Consider the following 20,103-nt stretch of genomic DNA (forward strand, 5'->3'; position numbering starts at 1 on the left):
ACACGAAGGAGGCACGTGCTGGGGAGGGCGGAATCGCCGCCAGCACGTGCCTCCTGGGTTCGAATTCGACGGAGCGGCTACTCGGTCTCGTCGAGGTCGATGTCGTCGTCGGCCAGGTCGTTGGCCGCGTAGTCGGGCTCGCCCTCGCGCGGGCTGCCGCCGGTGGGGCCGTCGTTGCCGTCGCCGACGCCCGGAAGGACGGTCTCACCGGCCACCGCGTCGTTGGTCGCGATCTGCTCCGACTCCTCGAACGCGGTCTCGTCGTCGTAGGGCTCGTCGCCGGAGGAGGCGGGGATGTTGATGTCGCTCATGATGTCGCCTTTCGTGTGCGGTAAAGAGGGGCGGGTCGGGATCAGGACAGGCCGAGCTGCTGCTGCAGACCGGCCTCGTCGGTGGCGCCCCAGCGCTCGACGAGCAGTCCGTCGTCGTCGAAGCGTCCGACCTGGATGCCGCGGACGGTGAAGCTCTTGCCGGTCGGCTCGTGACCCTGGAACGGGCCGGTGTGCGTGCCGGAGATCGTGAACACGGCGGTCACGTGGTCGTCGTCGGCCACGAGCGTCTCGACCGCGAGGTCGACGTCGGGGAAGGCCGTGAAGAAATCACTCCAGAAGGCCTTGATGCCCTCGACACCGGCCGGGGCGCCCGGAACGGGGTCGTGATCCACGACGTCGGCGTGGAAGCCCTCGCCGAGACGGTCGACGGCACGAGCCGTCAGGATCTCGCCGAGCAGTTGCTGGGTCGCGAGGTTCTTGTCCTTGGACATGCGGGTCTCCTTCGTGTGATGCATCGGGATGCCTCCCGTCTACGCTCGACTCCTGCACAGCCGCTCGTTGTTCTCAGCTGATCCGTCGATTCGTGTACCCCTCATGGGGCCGCGCTAGTCTGAATCCCGGCCCGTTGTCTTGATGTCGAGATGCCTCGACGTCCTGACCGCGAGGCCCCCACGGATCATGGTGAGACGACGCAGCGATGCGGATTGGAAGAACAGCGTGGATCTTTTCGAGTACCAGGCCAGGGACTTGTTCGAGTCCTACGGCGTGCCGGTATTGCCCGGTATCGTCGCGGACACCCCGGAGGAGGCGCGAGCCGCTTCGGAGAAACTCGGCGGAGTGACCGTCGTGAAGGCCCAGGTCAAGGTCGGCGGACGCGGCAAGGCAGGCGGCGTCAAGGTCGCCAAGACCCCGGACGACGCCGAGGCGGCCGCGAAGGCGATCCTCGGTCTCGACATCAAGGGACACGTCGTCAAGCGCCTCATGATCGCCGGCGGCGCGCAGATCGCCCAGGAGTTCTACTTCTCGGTGCTGCTCGATCGGGCCAACCGGTCCTACCTGTCGCTCTGCAGCGTCGAGGGCGGCATGGAGATCGAGCAGCTCGCGGTCGAGAAGCCCGAGGCCCTCGCCCGCATCGAGGTCGACCCCGCGGCCGGTATCGACCTGGCCAAGGCCGAGGAGATCGCCCGCGCCGGCGGGTTCCCCGACGAGCTCGTCGCAAAGGTGGCCCCGGTCATCGTCAAGCTCTACGACGTCTACAAGGGTGAGGACGCGACGCTCGTCGAGGTCAACCCGCTCGTCCTGACCGAGCAGGGCGACGTCGTCGCCCTCGACGGCAAGGTCTCGATCGACGAGAACGCGGACTTCCGTCACCCCGGCCACGCCGAACTCGAGGACGCCGCTGCCGCGGACCCGCTCGAGGCGAAGGCCAAGGCCGCGAACCTCAACTACGTGAAGCTCGACGGCGAGGTCGGCATCATCGGCAACGGCGCGGGCCTCGTCATGTCGACGCTCGACGTCGTCGCCTACGCCGGTGAGAAGCACGGCGGGGTCAAGCCCGCGAACTTCCTCGACATCGGCGGTGGAGCCTCGGCCGAGGTGATGGCCAACGGCCTCGACGTGATCCTCGGCGACAGCCAGGTCAAGAGCGTGTTCGTCAACGTCTTCGGCGGCATCACGGCCTGTGACGCCGTGGCGAACGGCATCGTCGCCGCGCTCGGCATCCTCGGCGATGCGGCCACCAAGCCGCTCGTCGTCCGACTCGACGGCAACCGCGTCGACGAGGGCCGACAGATTCTCGCCGACGCCGCGCACCCCCTGGTGACGGTCGTCGCGACCATGGACGAGGCAGCCGACAAGGCCGCCGAACTGGCATCGAAGTAGGTATAGAGAGAATGTCGATCTTCCTCAACAAAGACAGCAAGGTCATCGTCCAGGGCATCACGGGCGGCGAGGGCACCAAGCACACCGCGCTGATGCTGAAGGCGGGCACGCAGGTCGTCGGCGGTGTCAACGCGCGCAAGGCGGGTACCACCGTCAGCCACGGCGACGTCACCCTGCCCGTGTTCGGCACGGTCAGCGAGGCCATCGCCGAGACCGGCGCCGACGTGTCGATCGTGTTCGTGCCCCCGGCCTTCGCGAAAGACGCCGTCGTCGAGGCCATCGAGGCCGAGATCCCCCTGGTCGTCGTCATCACCGAGGGCATCCCCGTGCAGGACGCGGCCGAGTTCTGGGCACTGGCGAAGTCGAAGGGCGGCGTCACCCGCATCATCGGCCCGAACTGCCCCGGCATCATCACGCCCGGTGAGTCGCTCGTCGGCATCACACCCGCCACGATCAGCGGCTCCGGCCCCATCGGCCTCGTGTCGAAGTCGGGCACGCTGACCTACCAGATGATGTTCGAGCTGCGCGACCTGGGCTTCTCGACCGCCATCGGGATCGGCGGCGACCCGATCATCGGCACCACCCACATCGACGCTCTCGAGGCGTTCGAGGCCGACCCCGACACGAAGGCGATCGTCATGATCGGCGAGATCGGCGGCGACGCCGAGGAGCGGGCGGCGGAGTACATCAAGGCGCACGTCACGAAGCCGGTCGTCGGCTACGTGGCCGGCTTCACGGCACCCGAGGGCAAGACGATGGGCCACGCCGGCGCCATCGTCTCCGGCTCGGCGGGCACCGCGCAGGCGAAGAAGGAGGCCCTCGAGGCCGCGGGCGTCAAGGTCGGCAAGACGCCGAGCGAGACGGCAGCCCTGCTGCGCGAGGTCTACCAGGCCCTCTGAGCCTGGCACCGCGCCTCCTGAACGGGCGTGCTCGTCGTCGACAGGTGATCATCGATCACCGGGAGGCGGTGGGCACGCCCGTTCCGCATGTCGGCGAGGCGGCGGGGCACGGCCGGGCTCAGGGTCGACGGCGGTACAGTCGTGCCCGATGAATCGCCCTGCTACCGCCGTCTTCGCCGCCCTCGAGGCGCTCCTCGCCGTCGGCATCGGCCTCGGAATCCCGGTCATCGCGCTCACCCTCATGTGGGCGTTCCAGTACGGCCTGCAGATCGACTGGCTCGTCTTCTGGCGTGCTGCGGTCGATTTCTGGCTGGCGGGGCACAGCGTCGACCTGACCTTCGCGTTGTCGCCCGAGTCCGCGGCCGCGACCGGTGTCTCCGGTGCGGCGGACCCCATCTCGATCACGATGGCCGTCCTCGGTTTCAGCGCGCTCACCGTCTTCCTCGGGGCACGGGCCGGTCGCGCCATCGGCGAGACGGCACACCGGATGGTCGGCATCGGCTCCGCCGTGGGTGCCTTCGCGATCCTCTCGACGGTCGTCACCCTCACTGCGCGCCACCCGCAGGCGATGCCGTCGCTGTGGCAGGGCATCGTGCTCCCGACGCTCGTCTACGCGGTACCCGTGGTCGTCGCGGCCGAGGTGGCGCGCCGCCGTCGCTCGGAACCGGCCGACCCCGTCACGGGCTTCGTCCTCCGGATCGTCGAGCGGATTCCCGGCCACGCCCGCATCGTCGCGGCGGCCGGCCTGCGTGTCGGAGCCGCGTCGTCGCTCGTGGTGCTGGCCGTCTCCGGTCTCGTCGTCGCACTGTTGCTGCTCACGCACTACGCGCAGATCATCACGCTGTACGAGAGCGCCCACGCAGGGCTCCTCGGCGGAATCGCGCTCACCCTGGGCCAACTCGCCCTGCTGCCCAACGCGGTCGTCTGGGCGATGTCCTGGTTCGTCGGCCCGGGCTTCGCGCTCGGGACGGGCTCCAGCATCTCGCCGCTCGGCACGCACGTCGGGCCGATGCCGTCCGTGCCGTTCCTGGGAGCGCTGCCCACGAGCGACCTCGCGTTCGGGTTCGTCGGCCTCGTCGTTCCCGTCGTCGCCGCGTTCGTGGTCACGACCTTGCTGCGGACGCGCGCCGAGCGCCTCCTGGGGCGGGCGAACGACGTTGTGCATCGCATCCTGATCGGTGTGTCGGCCGGGGTGGCCGGGGGACTGGTCCTGGGTCTGCTCGCCTGGGCCGCGGCCGGGTCGGCCGGCCCCGGGCGCCTGGCCCATGTCGGCAGCGCACCGCTCCTGGTGGGTGGCTTCGCGGCGCTCGAGATCGCGATCCCGGCCGTCATCGCGATGGTCGTGACGCCGCCGCGTTTCGTCGGCCGCGCCGACGATGACCGCGACCGCGCCGAGGGCCGCTCGCGTGCCTCCGACGCACACGAGTCGGCTGTGCCGACGCCTGCCACGATCGCGGGAGGCGCGGGTCCAGACGAGCAGGCGACGGACCGCATCGAGGGCCTCACCCGCTGACCATCGGGCCCACCGTCCCTCGGGTCCGCTGGCGACCGGGTCCGTCGGCAGCGCGACGCTAAGCTTGCCCGGTGCTGAAGCTCGTCGTGCTCATCTCCGGGGGCGGATCGAATCTGCGCGCCCTCCTCGAGGCCGCTCGGGACGCCGAGTACCCGGCTCGTGTCGTCGCCGTCGGTGCCGATCGCGAGGCCGAGGGCTTCGCCCACGCGGAGGCGTTCGGAATCCCCACCTTCTCGGTGCCGTTCTCGTCGTTCCCCGACCGCGCCTCCTGGGGTGACGAACTGCTGACCCAGGTCGCGCAGTGGGCTCCCGACCTCGTCGTCCTGAGCGGGTTCATGCGGCTGCTGCCGCCGCGGGTCGTCCGCGCGCTCGGCCCCGACCTGATCAACACGCACCCGGCCTATCTGCCGGAGTTCCCCGGTGCTCACGGTGTGCGCGACGCCCTCCGCGCCGGCGTCGAGCAGACGGGCGCGAGCGTCATCGCCGTCGACGACGGCGTCGACAGCGGACCGATCCTCGCGCAGCGCCGTGTCCCGGTGCTGCCGGGCGACGACGAGTCGTCCCTCCACGACCGCATCAAGATCGTCGAACGCGAGCTGCTCGTGCAGACCGTGCTCGACATCGCCAACGGAACGATCGACCTCGAACAGGAGTCCACCGCATGAGCGGTCACACCATCGACCCCAGCCTCTATCGCCACCGCGACGCCGTGCCCGTCTCGCGCGCGCTGATCAGCGTCAGGGACAAGACCGGGCTCCTCGAACTCGCCGACGCGCTCGCCGCGGCAGGGGTCGAGATCGTGTCGACCGGCTCGACCGCGTCGACGATCCGCGAGGCGGGGCACGCCGTGACGGACGTGTCGAGCGTGACCGGGTTCCCGGAGTCGCTCGACGGCCGCGTCAAGACGCTGCACCCCGCCGTGCACGCCGGAATCCTCGCCGACCTCCGACTCGAATCGCACGAGCGCCAGCTGGCCGAGCTCGACATCGCGGCCTTCGAGCTCGTCGTCGTCAACCTGTACCCGTTCGTCGAGACGGTCGCATCGGGGGCCGACACCGCGGTCGTCATCGAGAACATCGACATCGGCGGGCCGGCACTTGTGCGGGCCGCGGCGAAGAACCACGCCAACGTGGCCATCGCCGTGTCGCCCGCCAGCTACCCGCAGATCGTCAAGGCCCTCACCCTGGGTGGCACCACGCTCGCACAGCGTCAGCGTCTCGCCGGCGAGGCATTCGCGCACACGGCGGCGTACGACACCGCCGTCGCCGCGTACTTCGCCGCGAACGTCGGCGTCCGTGCCGAGCACGCGGCATCGGCATCGGCATCGGCACCGGCATCGGCACCGGACGAGGAGGCACGGGTCGACTTCGCCCCCACCCTCACCCTCGACGCCGAGCTGCAGCACACCCTGCGGTACGGCGAGAACGCGCACCAGTCCGCCGCGATCTACGCGACCCCGGGGTCGCACGGTATCGCGCAGGCGACGCAGCTGCACGGCAAGGAGATGTCGTACAACAACTACGTCGACGCGGACGCCGCCCTGCGTGCGGCCTACGACTTCACCGAGCCTGCCGTCGCGATCATCAAGCACGCGAACCCGTGCGGCATCGCGGTCGCGTCGGCGGATGCGGCGGACCCGATCGCGGACGCCCACCAGCGGGCGCACGCCTGCGACCCCGTCTCGGCCTACGGTGGCGTCATCGCAGCGAACCGAGTCGTCACGCGGGCGATGGCGGAGACGGTCAAGGACATCTTCACCGAGGTCGTGATCGCTCCCGGGTTCGACCCCGAGGCCCTCGAGCTGTTGCGCACCAAGAAGAACATCCGTCTGCTCGAGCTGCCGGCCGGCTACGGCCGCGACGCGCGCGAGGTCAAACAGATCTCGGGCGGGCTGCTCGTCCAGGACGCCGATCGCTTCGACGACTTCTCGTCGGCCGGCTGGACGCTGGTCGCCGGTGCCGAGGCGGACGCGGCGACGCGGGCCGATCTCGAGTTCGCCTGGAAGGCCTCGCGCGCCGTCAAGTCGAACGCCATCCTGCTCGCCTCGCACGGCGCCTCCGTCGGTGTCGGCATGGGGCAGGTCAACCGGGTGGACTCCTGCCACCTGGCCGTCGATCGGGCGGGCGAGCGTGCTCGTGGCTCGGTCGCCGCATCGGACGCGTTCTTCCCGTTCGCCGACGGCCTGCAGGTGCTGCTCGACGCCGGTGTGCGAGCGGTCGCCCAGCCCGGCGGCTCGATCCGCGACGACGAGGTCATCGCGGCGGCCCAGGCGGCCAACGTGACGATGTACTTCACAGGCGAGCGGCACTTCTTCCACTGAGAACGGCCACTGAGACCCGCCGCCGGGTCGTGACCGGCGGACTCACGAGTCATCCGAGCGAAAGGGGCCGACGTGCAGCAGCGCGGCGGTCCCTCTCTTTCGTGGCCCCAGCGACGCTCCTCGTGCTGTTTGCGCAAAATTATCCTTGCGGGGCTAGCGGCTACACCCATATCCTGTAAGGCTGCTTGCAGGCGGCCGCTCAGCGGCTGAACGGATGACGACGACGCGCAGGAGGACACGATGAGGACAACGACGACGACCCGGGGTGCTGCCACCACCGCGCGCGCTCTCGCCTCGCGTGCTCTCGTGCGCCGCCCGTCCGCGATCGCCCCGATCGGGTAGCGATCCGCGAGCAGCCCGCGCTGCAGCACTCGCGCCACCACCGCCTCCTCGGCGGTCTCGCCGTTCCGGCCTGAGCCGGTCGGCCGCCGGCAGAGCTCCTCTACAGGGGCGTCTGCGTCACCACTTCTCCACAGAGGCTGAACCGCCCCCGGGCGCAGCCCTGCCGCACCACGACACTTGGATCACCCATGTCACAGCAGACCACCGTCCCCTCGACGTCTCCTGCGCCGCGCCTCTCCACGGCGCGCACGCTGATGCGTCTCTATCCCTATGTGAAACCGGCTCTCGGGCGGATCATCCTGGGCGCCGTGGCGGCGCTCGTCGCGGCCGTCGTAGCCCTCGTCATCCCGATGGTGTTGCAGATCCTCGTCGACGGCCCGCTGTCGAGCGGCGACAGCTCGCAGGTGTGGCCGGCGTTCGGCGTCGTGCTGGCGCTCGGCGTGGTCGAGGCGGCCATGATCATGGCGCGTCGGCGACTCGTGCTGCGTCCGAGCACGTTCGTCGAGGCCGACATGCGCAACGGCATGTACGCCAAGCTGCAAGACCTTCCGGTCGCGTTCCACGATCGGTGGCAGAGCGGTCAGCTGCTCAGCCGATCGGTCAGCGACCTCAGCCTGATCCGGCGCTGGCTGGCCTTCGGCATCGTGCTGCTGGTGGTGAACCTCATCACGATCGTCGTCGGCTTCGCGGTGCTGTTCTTCTACAGCTGGCTGCTCGGCCTGATCTTCGTCGTCGCGTCGATCCCGGTCTGGGTCGTCGGGCTGAAGTTCGAGAAGCAGTACTCGATCGTCGCGCGACGCAGCCAGGACCAGGTGGGCGACCTCGCCACGAGTGTCGAAGAGAGCGTGCACGGTATCCGCGTGCTCAAGGCTTTCGGCCGCGGCAAGCACTCGCTGCGCGAGTTCGCGAAGCAGGCGGACGACCTGCGGGGCACCGAGATCAAGAAGGCCCGCGCGATCGCCGGGCTGTGGCTCTGGCTGCTGCTGGTGCCCGACGTCGCCTTCGGGCTCTGCCTGCTCGCCGGCATCTGGCTCGCGTCGCAGGGCGAGCTCACGGTCGGTCAGTTGTTCGCGTTCTTCGCCACGGCGACGGTGCTGCGCTGGCCGGTCGAGTCGATCGGGTTCCTGCTGTCGATGACGTTCGACACGCGCACGGCGGTCGACCGCTTCTTCGAGGTCATGGACAGCGAGAACACGGTCACCGACCCCGAGGTCCCCGCCACCATCCCGAACCCCACGGGTCGGCTGGAGTTCAAGAAGACGCACTTCCGGTACCAGGACTCACCGGCGCAGTTCGCCGACCTCGTCAACGGCGTCGACCTCGTGCTCGAGCCGGGCGAGACGATGGCCCTCGTCGGTCTCACCGGGTCGGGCAAGACCACCCTGATCTCGCTCGTGCCGCGGCTCTACGACGTGACGGGCGGCGAGGTGCTGATCGACGGTGTCGACGTCCGCGACCTCACGCGCCAAGAACTGCGACGCCATGTCGGCATGGCGTTCGAGGACGCGACGCTCTTCAGCGCCTCCGTCCGAGACAACGTGCTGCTCGGTCGCCCCGACCTCGCCGGAGACCCCGACGAGGCGGACCGGGTCATGCGCGAGGCGCTCGACATCGCGCAGGCCGACTTCGTCGAGCGTCTGCCCGATGGCCCCGACACCCGGGTCGGCGAAGAGGGTCTCAGCCTCTCGGGCGGGCAAAGGCAGCGCTTGGCCCTGGCCCGGGCCATCGCGGCGCGGCCGGCGATCCTCGTGCTCGACGACCCGCTGTCGGCGCTCGACGTCGACACCGAGGCCCGGGTCGAGGCCGGTCTCCGCCGGGTGCTCGCCTCGACGACCTCGCTCATCGTGGCGCACCGCCCCTCGACCGTGACCCTGGCCGACCGGGTGGCGCTGCTCGAGAACGGTGTCGTCACCGCGGTCGGGCGTCACTCCGACCTGCTCGCCACGAACGAGCACTACCGATACGTCATCTCGTCACTCGACGAAGACGATACGAACACCCGAGAGGAGGTGCTGGCATGAGCGAGCAGATCACCGCACCCGATGAGCGCGAACCGTCCGGAGGCCGCGACCCCGCGACCGAGAGGGAGCCGCTCGACGGCCGGACACCCGCGCAGAAGCGCGTCGGACAGGGCTCGAGCACCGAGGGCGTCCGCGGCGAGGAGCGCCAGGACTTCACGAAGGACGAGAGCAAGCGCCTGCGGCAACGGTCGCTGCGCCTGCTCGGGTCGCTCGTGCACCCGTTGCGCTGGCGTCTCGTCGTCATGGCCGTCATCGTCGTCATCAGCACCGCGTCCCAGGTCGCGGGCCCGGCGCTGATCGCGTACGGCATCGACCAGGCGCTGCCCGCGTTGATGAACGACCAAGACTGGGCGCCGTCGTTCCTGGTGGTGGCGCTGTACCTCGGCACCGGTGTCATCGGCGCGCTCTTCATGGCGCAGTACACGATCCTGTCGGCGCGCATCAGTCAGGCGATCCTGTTCGATCTGCGCAAGCGTCTGTTCTTGCACACGCAGCGACTCAGCCTCGAGTTCCACGAGACGTACACGTCGGGTCGCATCATCTCGCGTCAGACGAGCGACCTCGACTCGATCCGCGAGCTGCTCGACTCGGGCATCAACCAGCTCGTGCAAGGCCTGCTCTACATGGGGTTCACGGCCATCGCGCTCGTGTCGCTCGACGCGTGGAGCGGCCTCGTGCTCGCCTGCGCCCTGGTGCCGCTGATCGTGTTGACCCGGTGGTTCCAGCTGCGCTCGCAGAAGCTCTTCCGCGCGACCCGCGTCACCAGCGCGCGCGTGATCGTGCACTTCGTCGAGACGATGACGGGCATGCGCGCGGTGCAGGCGTTCCGCAAGGAGAAGCGCAACGAGGACGAGTACGGCGGTTACGTCGAGGACTACCGGCAGGCCAACTCGAAGGTCTTCAGCCTGTTCGGCACGTTCGACCCCGGTCTCGTGCTGATCGGCAACGCCACCCTGGCGGCGGTCGTGCTGTTCGGTGGGTTCCGGGTGATCGACGGCTCGCTCGAGATCGGCGCGCTGCTCGCGGTGGCGCTGTACGCGAAGCGGTTCTTCGACCCCGCCGAAGAGATGGCCATGTTCTACAACGGCTACCAGTCGGCGTCCGCCGCGCTCGAGAAGATCTCGGGCGTGCTCGAGGAGCAGCCCAGCGTGCCCGACCCCGTGCGACCCGTCGACCTGTGGGAGGCGAAGGGTGCCGTCGACTTCGACGACGTCGAGTTCGCGTACAACGCGGACGCGGTCGTGCTGCCGGGCTTCGACCTGCACGTGCCGGCGGGACAGACGATCGCGTTGGTCGGTTCCACCGGCGCCGGCAAGTCGACGCTGGCGAAGCTCATCTCGCGGTTCTACGACCCGACGCGCGGGCGGCTGACGCTCGACGGCGTCGACCTGCGCGATCTGCACCCGAAGGACCTGCGCCGCGCGATCGTCATGGTCACGCAGGAGGCGTATCTCTTCTCGGGGACGGTCGCCGACAACATCGCGCTCGGCAAGCCGGATGCGACGCGGGACGAGATCGAGGCGGCGGCGCGGGCCGTCGGGGCGCACGAGTTCATCCTCGCGCTGCCCGACGGCTACGACACCGACGTGAACAAGCGCGGCGGACGCGTCTCGGCCGGTCAACGCCAGCTGCTGTCGTTCGCCCGGGCGTTCATCGCCAACCCGGCCGTGCTCATCCTCGACGAGGCGACCGCGTCGCTCGACATCCCGTCCGAGCGCATGGTGCAGGAGGCGCTGCAGACCCTGCTCGCCGACCGGACCGCGCTGATCATCGCGCACCGGTTGTCGACCGTGGCCATCGCGAACCGGGTGCTGGTCATGGAACACGGCCGCATCGTCGAGGACGGGTCGCCGAGCGATCTGATCTCGGGCACCGGGCGGTTCGCGCAGCTGCATGCGGCGTGGCGGGACTCGCTGGTCTGAGTTCGTCGCCCGGCAGCCGTCGTGTGCCGTTCGCGGCGTCGTGTCACGAACAGACGTGACACGACGCCGCGAACACGACACGACGCGTGGCCGCCGCAGCCGCCGCGGTCGACCGCCGCAGCCGCCGCGGTCGGCCGCCGCGGTCGACCGCGGCAGCCCGCCGCGGGCTGGCTCGCCCGGCGGCTACCCGCGCCAGGCGTACACGGTCGACCCGTCCGCGACGACCGACCAGTCACCGCAGCTGTACCCGCTCGTGGCGACGCCGTCGCTCGGCCACCACGAGACCGCGATGGTGGGCACCGCCGCGAGCGAGTCGCTCGGAGTGCAGGCCGGGGACGTCGCGAGGTCGGTCTCGGACGTGAACCGGAGCAGCGCCTCCGGGGTGTCGTCGCGGGTGCGGGCCGCGTCGATGGACGCGGCGTCCCGCGGCACCCAGTCGTCGAGCACGAACGAGCGGGTGCCCGACTTGGGCGCGTCGCCGTAGCGGGAGAAGTGGTACTCGCGATCCGTGGCGAGCAGGCCGGAACAGCCCGTCAATCCGACGAGGGCCGACCCCGCGACGACGAGCGAGACGGCAGCGGCGGCGGCGCGGGAGGCGGTGGGCATGCGCCCAGCCTGACGCGTGCGGCCAGCCCGCGAATCGACCCGTGGGCGGGAGTCCGTCGCTCGGCAGGATGACTCCGGGGTCGGCCGGACGGAGGACGGGCCCGCCCGAGCGAGAGACGGCCTATGGAGCGAAGGAGGCGCGGGTCAGGTCGACCCGGAAGCTCCCGGCCCGAGACCACAGCAGCGGCGTGCCCTCCACGCGATAGTGCTCGAGTGCGCGCTGCTCGTGGTCGCGGGCGGGGTGACCCGAGGCCCGGATGACGCGCCACCAGGGCAGCTCCGATCCGGTGTACGCCATCACCTGCCCGACCCCGCGCGACGACCGCGAGCCGATGGCGGCCGCGACCGAGCCGTACGTCATGACGTGCCCCTCGGGGATCGACTCGACGACCGCGATCACACGCGAGACGAAGTCGCCCCCCGGAGAAGCAGCGCCGTCAGCGCGAGACGACGGCTCAGGCGTCGCCATCGGACGCCGGCCCCAGCGTCAACGCGGCGAGGTGCTCGCCGTAGGGGGTCTCGCCGATCACGGCGAAGCCGATGTGGGCGAAGAACTCCTCGGGGCCGTCCTCGCCGGGCTCGTACATGACCGTCAGCCGGTCGAAGCCGCGGCTGCGTGCCTCGTCGGCGAGCGAGTGAACCGCGAAGCGGCCGATGCCGTGACCCTGGGCGTCGGCGGCCACGTTGATGCGCCAGATGCAGCTGCGCAGGGCCTCGTCGTCGCTCTCGGCGTCGAAGTTGCCCATGATGAACCCGACGACCTCGTCGCCGTCGAGCACGACGCGCGGCCAGGCCGTGGTCGGGTTGACGTACGCCTCGGCGATCGAGTGGGAGACCGGCGCCACGTACTGTTCCTGACCCGGCTTGAGCGTGAGGCTGTTGGCCGCGACGATGGTCGAGGCGGAGAGTTCTTCCAGGCGCAGATCGGACATGACGTCAGGGTAACGGCGCGGCCCGGGTGAAGACCACCTCCGTGCGGGGGAACCCGGCGAGTCCGCGCCCGAGGCGGGCACGAGGCAGGATGGTGCCATGCAGCTCGACGTCGCCACCGGCTCGACCCCCGCCGACGTCGACGCGTGCGTCGCCCTCTGGCTCGAGGCGGTCGGCGCCCGCGACGGCCACGAGCCCGTCGTCGGCACGGCCGAGCACTGCCGCGCGAAGTTCGACGCGACCATCGTGTCGTGGCGCCTCCTCCGGGGAGCCGACCCGCGCCTCCTCGGCTTCGGACTCGCGACCACGACGCCGGCCACCGGCGACGACGCGTACCTCGGGCTGCTGGCCGTCTCGCCGAGCATCGAGGGACGAGGAGGCGCGGGGCGGCTGATCGACACCGTGATCGCCGACGCCGCCACGGCCGGTCTGCCGGGCGTGGTGCTGAACGTCATGACCGACAACACGCGGGCGATCGGGCTGTACGCCTCGCGCGGCTTCGTCGCCGCGGGCGCCCCGCACGAGCACGCGCTGACCGGTCGCGAGGCGCAGCGCTACCGCCGGGACCTGACACGGGTGCCGCGACCATGAGGCGCGGGACGAACCTGCCCGCGATCGGCGGCTACAACCAGGCCGTCGTGCTCGACGCGGTGCGCCGCCAGGGCGAGGGACTCAGCCGGAGCGAGATCGCGACGGTCACCGGCCTCAGCGCCCAGACCGTCACGAACGTCGCACGGCGCCTGCTCGATCTCGGGCTGATCCGCGAGGGCGGCACCGTCATCGACGGCCCGGGCAAGCCCCGCACGCTGCTGCAGCTCGTCGCCCGCGGTCGCTTCGCGGTGGGCGTGCACATCGACCCGGCCGTCGTCACCGCCGTGCTGCTCGATCTCGAGGGTGCCGTCGTCGAGCAGCGGCGCGTGCCGACGCCGTCGGCCTCCGACCCAGCCGTCGTCGTCGACCTGATCGCCCGCACCGTCGACACGCTGATCGACCGCTCGGGGGTCGACGCCGACCTCGTGCTCGGGATCGGCCTCGCGTCGCCCGGCCCGATCGACGTGGTCGAGGGCGTCGTGCTCGATCCGCCGATGCTGCCGTCCTGGCGGCACGTCCGGTTGCGGCAGGCGCTCGGCGAGGCGACGGGGTTGCCCGTGCTGCTCGAGAAGGACGTGACGGCCGCCGCCGTGGCCGAGCTCTGGTCGAGCGGGCAGGCCGCCGACCGGCGCGACTTCGCGTTCGTCTACTACGGAACGGGCTTCGGCACGGGGCTCGTGATCGGCGGCGAGCCGATCCGCGGGGCCAGCTCGAACGCCGGCGACGCCGGGCACATGACGGTGTCGGCGACGGGACGGCGTTGCGGCTGCGGTCGCGTGGGCTGCGTCGGCAGCCTGATCACGCCGCACGAGCTCGTCCGACGGGCCGTCGAGGGGGGCGTGCTCACCGGGGCCGACCTGAGCGAGGAGGCGCGGCGCGAGGCGGTCGCGAGCGGTGACCGGGTCGACATGGCCCTGATCGGCGAGGCGTTCGGGGTGCTCGCCGAGCGGGCGCGCGACGGCGACGGGGGAGCGCGCGCGATCGTCGACGACGCGGCGCGACACCTCGCCCGCGCGGTCGTCGTGCTGGTCAACCTGCTCGACGTCGACACGATCGTCTTCGGCGGTCCGTTCTGGGATGCGGTCGGGGCCGAGGTGCTGTCGGTGCTCGGTCCGGAGGTGCGCGAGTCGCCCGCCCTCGTGGTGAAGCACCCGATCGATCTGGCGGTCTCGGCGATCGGCGCGGACGTCGCCGCCGTCGGCGCGGCGTGCCTCGTGCTCGACCACGCGTACTCGCCGCGGCCGTCGGCGCTGCTCATCTCGGCGTAGGCCGCTGCCGCGGCGCCGCCCCGCCGCGCACCTGCCGCGGCGCGCACCCGCGCCGACACCCTTGACGCGTATTACTCCAAATGATTGAGTAATCCCATGCATGACACGACGGCGCTGATCGAGGCGCGCATCGACCGATTCGTCCTCGACCGGATCACCCCGCATCTGTACCGCCGGGTGCTGCCGCTCACGATCGAGGCGTGGGAGGTCCCCGACGAGCCCGTCCCGTTCGCCGAGGCCGTCGTCCAGCGGTTCGAGCCGTTCGCGGTCGGCACCCCCTACGGCAAGCCCTGGGGCACCACGTGGTTCCATGTGACCGGTGTCGTCCCCGAGGGCTGGACCAGCGCCTCCTCGTCCCTCGAGATCGTCGTCGACCTCGGGTTCAGCGCTCGGCAGCCCGGGTTCCAGGCCGAGGGGCTGGTCTACCGCCCCGACGGCACGATCGTGAAGGCGATCGAGCCGTACAACGGCGCCGTGCCGCTCGAGGCGATCGGCCAGGGTGTCGAGCCCGGCTCGACCATCGACGTCTACGTCGAGGCCGCATCCAACCCCGACGTGGCCGGGGCCACCTTCTCGTCCGAGTCGCCGCTGGGTGACAAGGCGACGGCCGGCGTCGCGCCCGTCTACGCCCTCCGTCAGATCGACCTGGCCGAGCTCGACGACACCGTCTACGAGCTCGACCGCGACGTCTGGACGCTGCTCGGCCTGATGCGCAGCCTCGACCCGGCGCTGCCGCGACGCGCCGAGATCCTCCGCGCCCTCGAGCGCATGTGCGACGTGGTCGACCACGACGACGTCTCGGGGACGGCCGGGCTCGGGCGGGAGGCGCTGGCCGACGTGCTCGCGAAGCCCGCGTACGCGAGCGCCCACCGGGTCACGGCCGTCGGACACGCCCACATCGATTCGGCCTGGCTCTGGCCGGTGCGCGAGACGCGGCGCAAGGTCGCGCGCACGTTCTCGAACGTCATCGCGCTGATGGACTCCGACCCCGAGTTCGTCTTCGCCGCGTCGAGCGCACAGCAGTACGCCTGGCTGAAGGAGGACCAGCCCGAGCTCTTCGCCCGCCTCAGGGAGAAGGTCGCCGAGGGGCGCTTCGTGCCGGTCGGCGGCATGTGGGTCGAGTCGGACACGAACATGCCCGGGGGAGAAGCGCTCGCCCGGCAGTTCGTGCACGGCAAGAAGTTCTTCGCGGACGAGTTCGGCATCGACACGACCGAGGTCTGGCTGCCCGACTCGTTCGGCTACACGGGTGCGCTGCCGCAGATCGTCGCGCTGAGCGGCTCGCAGTACTTCTTCACGCAGAAGGAGTCCTGGAACGAGACCAACCGCCTACCGCACCACACGTTCTTCTGGGAGGGAATCGACGGCACGCGCGTGTTCACGCACTTCCCGCCCGTCGACACGTACAACTCCGACCTCTCGGGCGGCGAGCTCGCCCGGGCCGAGCGGCAGTACGCCGAGAAGGGCCTGTCGAACACGTCCCTGGTGCCGTTCGGCTGGGGCGACGGAGGCGGTGGGCCGACGCGCGAGATGATGGCCGCGGCCCGACGCACGAACGACCTGGAGGGGTCGCCGGCCGTCACCGTCGGCACGCCGCTGGAGTTCTTCACCGAGGCCCGCGCCGAGCTCGCCGACCCGCAGGTCTGGTCGGGCGAGATGTACCTCGAGTTCCATCGCGGCACCTACACGTCGCAGGCGCGCACGAAGCAGGGCAACCGGCGCAGCGAGCATCTGCTTCGCGAGGCCGAGCTGTGGAGCGCGACGGCCGCGGCCCGTGGCCTCGTCGACTACCCGTACGACGAGCTCGACGCCCTCTGGCACACGGTGCTGTTGCTGCAGTTCCACGACATCCTGCCCGGTTCGTCCATCGCGTGGGTGCACCAGGAGGCAGAGCGCGAGCACGCCCGCGTGGCCGCCGCCCTCGGTGAGATCACCCTCCGCGCACAGCAGGCGCTCGCCGGCGAGGGCGAGCAGCGGGTCGTCTTCAACGCCGCACCCGTCGCGGCCGACGGGGTGGGCGCGTCGTCCGCCGCCGTCGTCGAGCCGGTCCGACGCGCGTCCATCGAGACCCTGGCCGACGGCGGGTACGTCCTCGACAACGGCCTGCTGCGGGCGACGTTCGACGCCGACGCGCTCGTCACGTCGCTGGTCGACCTGTCGTCCGGACGCGAGATCGTCGCGCCCGACGGCCGCCTCGGGCTGCTGCAGCTGTTCCGCGACACGCCCAACCAGTGGGACGCGTGGGACATCGACGCGGCCTACCGCCGGGTGCGGACCGACCTGACCCGTGCCTCCTCGGTGTCGGTCGAAGGGCACGCGTCGGTCGACGGCGGCGCGCTCGTCGCGACGCGTGTCGTCGGCGAGTCGACCATCGTGCAGCGCTGGTGGCTCGAGGCCGGCGAGGCCGAGCTGCAGCTCGAGACCGAGATCGACTGGCACGAGCGGCAGAAGCTGCTGAAGCTGGCGTTCCCCCTCGACGTGCACGCCGATCGCGCGGCCTCCGAGGTGCAGTTCGGTCACGTGTACCGCGCCACGCACACGAACACGTCGTGGGACGTCGCGCGCTTCGAGACGAGCGCCCACCGCTGGGTGCACGTCGGCGAGCCCGGCTTCGGTGTGGCCGTCGCGAACGACTCGACCTACGGTCACGACATCACCCGGACGACCCGCTCGACGGACGATGGCGGAGACGGCGGCACGACGACGCTCGTGCGGCAGTCGCTGCTGCGCGCGCCGGTCTTCCCCGACCCGCACGCCGACCAGGGGCGGCACGTCCTCCGATCGTCGGTGCGCGTCGCGCCGGACGTGCTCGACTCGACCTCGGCCGGCTATCGACTGAATCTCCCGACGCGGGTCGTGCAGGGTGGCTCCGACGTGGCGCCGCTCGTCACGTCGTCGTCGCCCGCGGTGCTGGTGGAGGCCGTCAAGCTCGCCGAGGACCGCTCGGGCGACCTGATCGTGCGGCTCTACGAAGCCCGCGGGGGCCGCGCGTCGACCGTCGTCACGCTCGACGCGTCGGTCGGCCTCGGTGCCGCGTGGCGCACCGACCTGCTCGAACGCGAGAGCGCCGGAGGCACGGGCTGGGTCGCCGGGGCAGCGATCGAGTTGTCGCTGCGTCCGTTCGAGATCGTCACCCTGCGGGTCGCGCGCCGCTGACGCCGGCGCACCGGTCTCAGCGGTGGGCGTCGGTCGCGAGGGAGATGCCCGGGGACGGCGCCCCGGCCATGGCCGCGCCGACGGCGGCCACGGGCAGGTCGGGGGGGAGGAGCTGGACGCGCGAGGGCAGCCCGAGTGACGCCAAGAACGGCGAGCCGCCCGACCAGTCGACGAGCACCCGGGTGACATCCGACAGCAGGGCGTCGCCCAGGTTGCTCAGACCGCCGCCGATCACGACCCGGTCGACGTCCGACGACAACACGAGCAGGCGCACCGCCGATGCGACCCCGGTCGCGAGGGAGGCACGCACGGACAGCGCGCGGGCGTCGCCCCGGTCGGCGGCGGAGAACAGGGCCGCGGCCGGGTGCGCCGCGACGGCGTGTGTCGTGCCGGGGTGTGTCGGGGACGTGGGCCAGAGCCGGGCGATCGCGGAGCCGGAGGCCACGGTCTCGAGGCAGCCGCGTTGGCCGCAGGGGCAGAGGGCGCCTGCCGGGTCGATCGGGATGTGACCGATCTCGCCGGCGGCACCGCGTGCGCCGCGCCACAGTTGCCCGTCGACGACGAGGCCGGAGGCCAGACCCGTGCCGAGGTTGAGGTAGGCCATCGAGTCGCGCAGCGACAGTGCGTGATACGCGCCGAGTGCCGCAGCGTTCACGTCGTTCTCGACGGCGACCGCGAGACCCGTGCGGACGGCCAGGGCGCTGCCGAAGTCGACGTCCGCGAAGCCCAGGTTCACCGCGTGCGAGACCCGGCCGTTCGCCGGATCGACGACGCCGGGGATGCCGACGCCGATCGACCGGAACGTGTGCAGAGGGATTCCGGCCAGGTCGGCCAGGCCTTGGACGGCGGCGGTGGCCGACGTGACGACCTCGCTCGCGCCGAAGCCGGTAGGCAGCCGCAAGCGGTGCGTGACAGCGCCGTGCGCGTCGATCGCGACGGCATCGATCTTCGTCCCGCCGATGTCGAGCCCGATCCTCATGTTTGTTAGTAAAGCTTACGAATACCCCGCCTGCAAGACTCGCGCCGCATCTTCCGTCTCGTATTTCGGGCATTGACCTCCTCTGTTTCATGGACGTAAACTCGCCAAATCTAACCTTGACATTTGTTTGTAAGCCTCATTTACTAACGCAAACGTCGGTTGACCTCCTCGTCGGAGTCACAGTCAAGGTCGGCGACGGAGCCGAGACGAAAGGAGCTGCCGTGAACGCATCCCCCACGTTCGCTGCCGACAGGCAGTCAGGGCGTCAGCTCCGCGTGACGGAGAAGGCACTGCCGCAGCACAACCGTGCGCACAACCGGTCGCTCGTGCTCCAGACGCTCTTCCGCCGCGGCGCCATGAGTCGCGCCGACCTCGCCCGTGAGTCGGGCCTGACCCGGCCGACCGTGTCGGGGCTCGTCGCCGAGCTGACCGACGACGGCATCGTCGCCGAGCTCGGGTTCCGTGACGGCGCCCGCGTCGGCAAGCCCGCCACGCTCGTCGGCATCCAGGCCGACGCGTTCCACATCGTGGCGCTCGACCTCTCGAGCGCCGACCGCTTCGTCGGGGCGATAGTCAACCTGCGCGGCGAGGTCATCGACCGGGCGCACGTGGACCTCGACGGCGCCGTCGGCGAGGAGGCCGTCGCCCGCTGCATCCGCCTCGTGGACGAGCTCTCGACGCGGACGACGCGGCGACTCCTCGGCATCGGGGTCGGGACCCCCGGCATCGTCGACCACGAGGGGACGGTCCGCACGGCCGTGCACCTCGGCTGGTACGACCTGCCGCTCGCGACCCGGCTCACCGAGCGCTTCGGCGTGCCCGTCCACGTGGGCAACGACTCCAACGTCGCTGCCCTCGGCGTCCACACGTTCGGCGATCAGAAGCACGGGCAGAGCCTGATGGTCATCACCATCGAGAACGGTGTCGGCGTCGGCCTCATCATCGGCGGGGCGCTCGTCGAGGGCGAGCAGTTCTCGGCCGGTGAGATCGGGCACGTGACCGTCGACGACGACGGCGACGTCTGCGCGTGCGGTCGACGCGGCTGCCTCGAGGTCGTGTTGACCGCCCCGCTGCTGGCGGCGCGCCTCCGGTCCGCCGACGCCGGCTCACGGGGCGCCGTCCTGCACGAGGCGGGGCGGGCCCTCGGCATCGTCCTGGCGCCGATCGTCAGCTCGCTGAACCTCAACGAGATCGTGGTCTGCGGCCCGCGCGCACTGATCGAGGGCGCCCTGCTCCGGTCCGCCCTCGAGACGGTCCGCAACCGGACGCTCTCGCCCGTCACGAACGGACTCGAGATGCGCTACGCCGGCGACGATCTCGAGCTCGCGGTCCTCGGTGCGGCGTCCCTGGTGCTCTCGGCCGAGCTGGGTGTCTCGTGATGGACGACCTCGTGATGCGCGACC

At 70.9% G+C, this 20,103-nt stretch carries 17 protein-coding genes; 11 read left to right on the forward strand and 6 right to left on the reverse strand.

Annotation, left to right across the window (positions count from 1 at the left end; all coding sequences use genetic code 11):
* Window positions 1-77: 77 nt before the first annotated feature.
* A complete protein-coding gene (locus tag ACPEEZ_RS02495; protein WP_423922305.1) occupies window positions 78-311 on the reverse strand; it encodes a hypothetical protein in 234 nt (77 codons plus the stop codon).
* A gap of 41 nt (window positions 312-352) precedes the next feature.
* Window positions 353-763 carry an ester cyclase gene (locus tag ACPEEZ_RS02500; RefSeq protein WP_423922308.1) on the reverse strand — a complete coding sequence of 137 codons (411 nt, stop codon included), beginning with the start codon at window positions 761-763 and terminating at the stop codon, window positions 353-355.
* A gap of 226 nt (window positions 764-989) precedes the next feature.
* Here ACPEEZ_RS02500 and sucC point away from each other — a divergent pair, with 226 nt between their 5' ends.
* From sucC to ACPEEZ_RS02535, 7 genes are all read left to right on the forward strand, one after another.
* Window positions 990-2,153, forward strand: coding sequence for an ADP-forming succinate--CoA ligase subunit beta (gene sucC, locus ACPEEZ_RS02505; protein WP_423922311.1), 1,164 nt, complete (start codon window positions 990-992; stop codon window positions 2,151-2,153).
* A gap of 11 nt (window positions 2,154-2,164) precedes the next feature.
* A complete protein-coding gene (gene sucD, locus ACPEEZ_RS02510) occupies window positions 2,165-3,052 on the forward strand; it encodes a succinate--CoA ligase subunit alpha (protein ID WP_423922314.1) in 888 nt (295 codons plus the stop codon).
* Between the two features lie 148 nt (window positions 3,053-3,200).
* Window positions 3,201-4,565, forward strand: a complete 1,365-nt coding sequence (locus ACPEEZ_RS02515; protein WP_423922317.1) for a DUF6350 family protein — start codon at window positions 3,201-3,203, stop codon at window positions 4,563-4,565.
* 71 nt (window positions 4,566-4,636) lie between these two features.
* Window positions 4,637-5,230: a phosphoribosylglycinamide formyltransferase gene (purN, locus tag ACPEEZ_RS02520; RefSeq protein ID WP_423922320.1), complete on the forward strand. Its 594-nt coding sequence runs from the start codon at window positions 4,637-4,639 to the stop codon at window positions 5,228-5,230.
* Window positions 5,227-6,885 carry a bifunctional phosphoribosylaminoimidazolecarboxamide formyltransferase/IMP cyclohydrolase gene (purH, locus tag ACPEEZ_RS02525; RefSeq protein WP_423922322.1) on the forward strand — a complete coding sequence of 553 codons (1,659 nt, stop codon included), beginning with the start codon at window positions 5,227-5,229 and terminating at the stop codon, window positions 6,883-6,885. The genes purN and purH overlap by 4 nt, the downstream gene beginning before the upstream one ends.
* A 530-nt stretch (window positions 6,886-7,415) precedes the next feature.
* Entirely contained in the window at window positions 7,416-9,248 is a 1,833-nt protein-coding gene (locus tag ACPEEZ_RS02530; RefSeq protein WP_423922325.1) for an ABC transporter ATP-binding protein, read from the forward strand.
* Window positions 9,245-11,170: an ABC transporter ATP-binding protein gene (locus tag ACPEEZ_RS02535; RefSeq protein WP_423922328.1), complete on the forward strand. Its 1,926-nt coding sequence runs from the start codon at window positions 9,245-9,247 to the stop codon at window positions 11,168-11,170. Before ACPEEZ_RS02530 ends, ACPEEZ_RS02535 begins: the two co-directional genes overlap by 4 nt.
* 183 nt (window positions 11,171-11,353) lie before the next feature.
* On the opposite strand, the gene ACPEEZ_RS02540 is transcribed toward ACPEEZ_RS02535, so the two are convergent.
* From ACPEEZ_RS02540 to ACPEEZ_RS02550, 3 genes are all read right to left on the reverse strand, one after another.
* A complete protein-coding gene (locus ACPEEZ_RS02540) occupies window positions 11,354-11,776 on the reverse strand; it encodes a hypothetical protein (RefSeq protein WP_423922331.1) in 423 nt (140 codons plus the stop codon).
* Between the two features lie 121 nt (window positions 11,777-11,897).
* The gene (locus tag ACPEEZ_RS02545; protein WP_423922334.1) at window positions 11,898-12,245 is read right to left on the reverse strand and encodes an MGMT family protein; all 348 of its coding nucleotides are present in this window, start codon (window positions 12,243-12,245) and stop codon (window positions 11,898-11,900) included.
* Window positions 12,232-12,708 (reverse strand): GNAT family N-acetyltransferase, encoded by a 477-nt coding sequence (locus ACPEEZ_RS02550; protein ID WP_423922337.1) that lies wholly within the window; start codon window positions 12,706-12,708, stop codon window positions 12,232-12,234. The genes ACPEEZ_RS02545 and ACPEEZ_RS02550 overlap by 14 nt, the downstream gene beginning before the upstream one ends.
* A gap of 97 nt (window positions 12,709-12,805) precedes the next feature.
* Here ACPEEZ_RS02550 and ACPEEZ_RS02555 point away from each other — a divergent pair, with 97 nt between their 5' ends.
* The 3 genes from ACPEEZ_RS02555 to ACPEEZ_RS02565 all read left to right on the forward strand — a co-directional run bounded on the left by ACPEEZ_RS02555 (window position 12,806) and on the right by ACPEEZ_RS02565 (window position 17,721).
* Complete coding sequence (locus ACPEEZ_RS02555; RefSeq protein WP_423922340.1) at window positions 12,806-13,297, forward strand: GNAT family N-acetyltransferase; 492 nt, start codon at window positions 12,806-12,808, stop codon at window positions 13,295-13,297.
* Window positions 13,294-14,565 carry an ROK family transcriptional regulator gene (locus tag ACPEEZ_RS02560; protein ID WP_423922341.1) on the forward strand — a complete coding sequence of 424 codons (1,272 nt, stop codon included), beginning with the start codon at window positions 13,294-13,296 and terminating at the stop codon, window positions 14,563-14,565. The genes ACPEEZ_RS02555 and ACPEEZ_RS02560 overlap by 4 nt, the downstream gene beginning before the upstream one ends.
* 96 nt (window positions 14,566-14,661) lie before the next feature.
* Window positions 14,662-17,721: an alpha-mannosidase gene (locus ACPEEZ_RS02565; RefSeq protein WP_423922344.1), complete on the forward strand. Its 3,060-nt coding sequence runs from the start codon at window positions 14,662-14,664 to the stop codon at window positions 17,719-17,721.
* A gap of 16 nt (window positions 17,722-17,737) precedes the next feature.
* On the opposite strand, the gene ACPEEZ_RS02570 is transcribed toward ACPEEZ_RS02565, so the two are convergent.
* Window positions 17,738-18,700: an ROK family protein gene (locus ACPEEZ_RS02570; protein WP_423922346.1), complete on the reverse strand. Its 963-nt coding sequence runs from the start codon at window positions 18,698-18,700 to the stop codon at window positions 17,738-17,740.
* Window positions 18,701-18,921: 221 nt separating this feature from the next.
* On the opposite strand from ACPEEZ_RS02570, the gene ACPEEZ_RS02575 reads away from it, so the two are divergent.
* Window positions 18,922-20,079: an ROK family protein gene (locus tag ACPEEZ_RS02575; RefSeq protein ID WP_423922349.1), complete on the forward strand. Its 1,158-nt coding sequence runs from the start codon at window positions 18,922-18,924 to the stop codon at window positions 20,077-20,079.
* Window positions 20,080-20,103 lie beyond the last annotated feature (24 nt).

Origin of the sequence: Frigoribacterium sp. 2-23 (assembly GCF_049601585.1) — a bacterium.
In the GTDB taxonomy this organism is placed as follows: Bacteria; Actinomycetota; Actinomycetes; order Actinomycetales; family Microbacteriaceae; genus Frigoribacterium.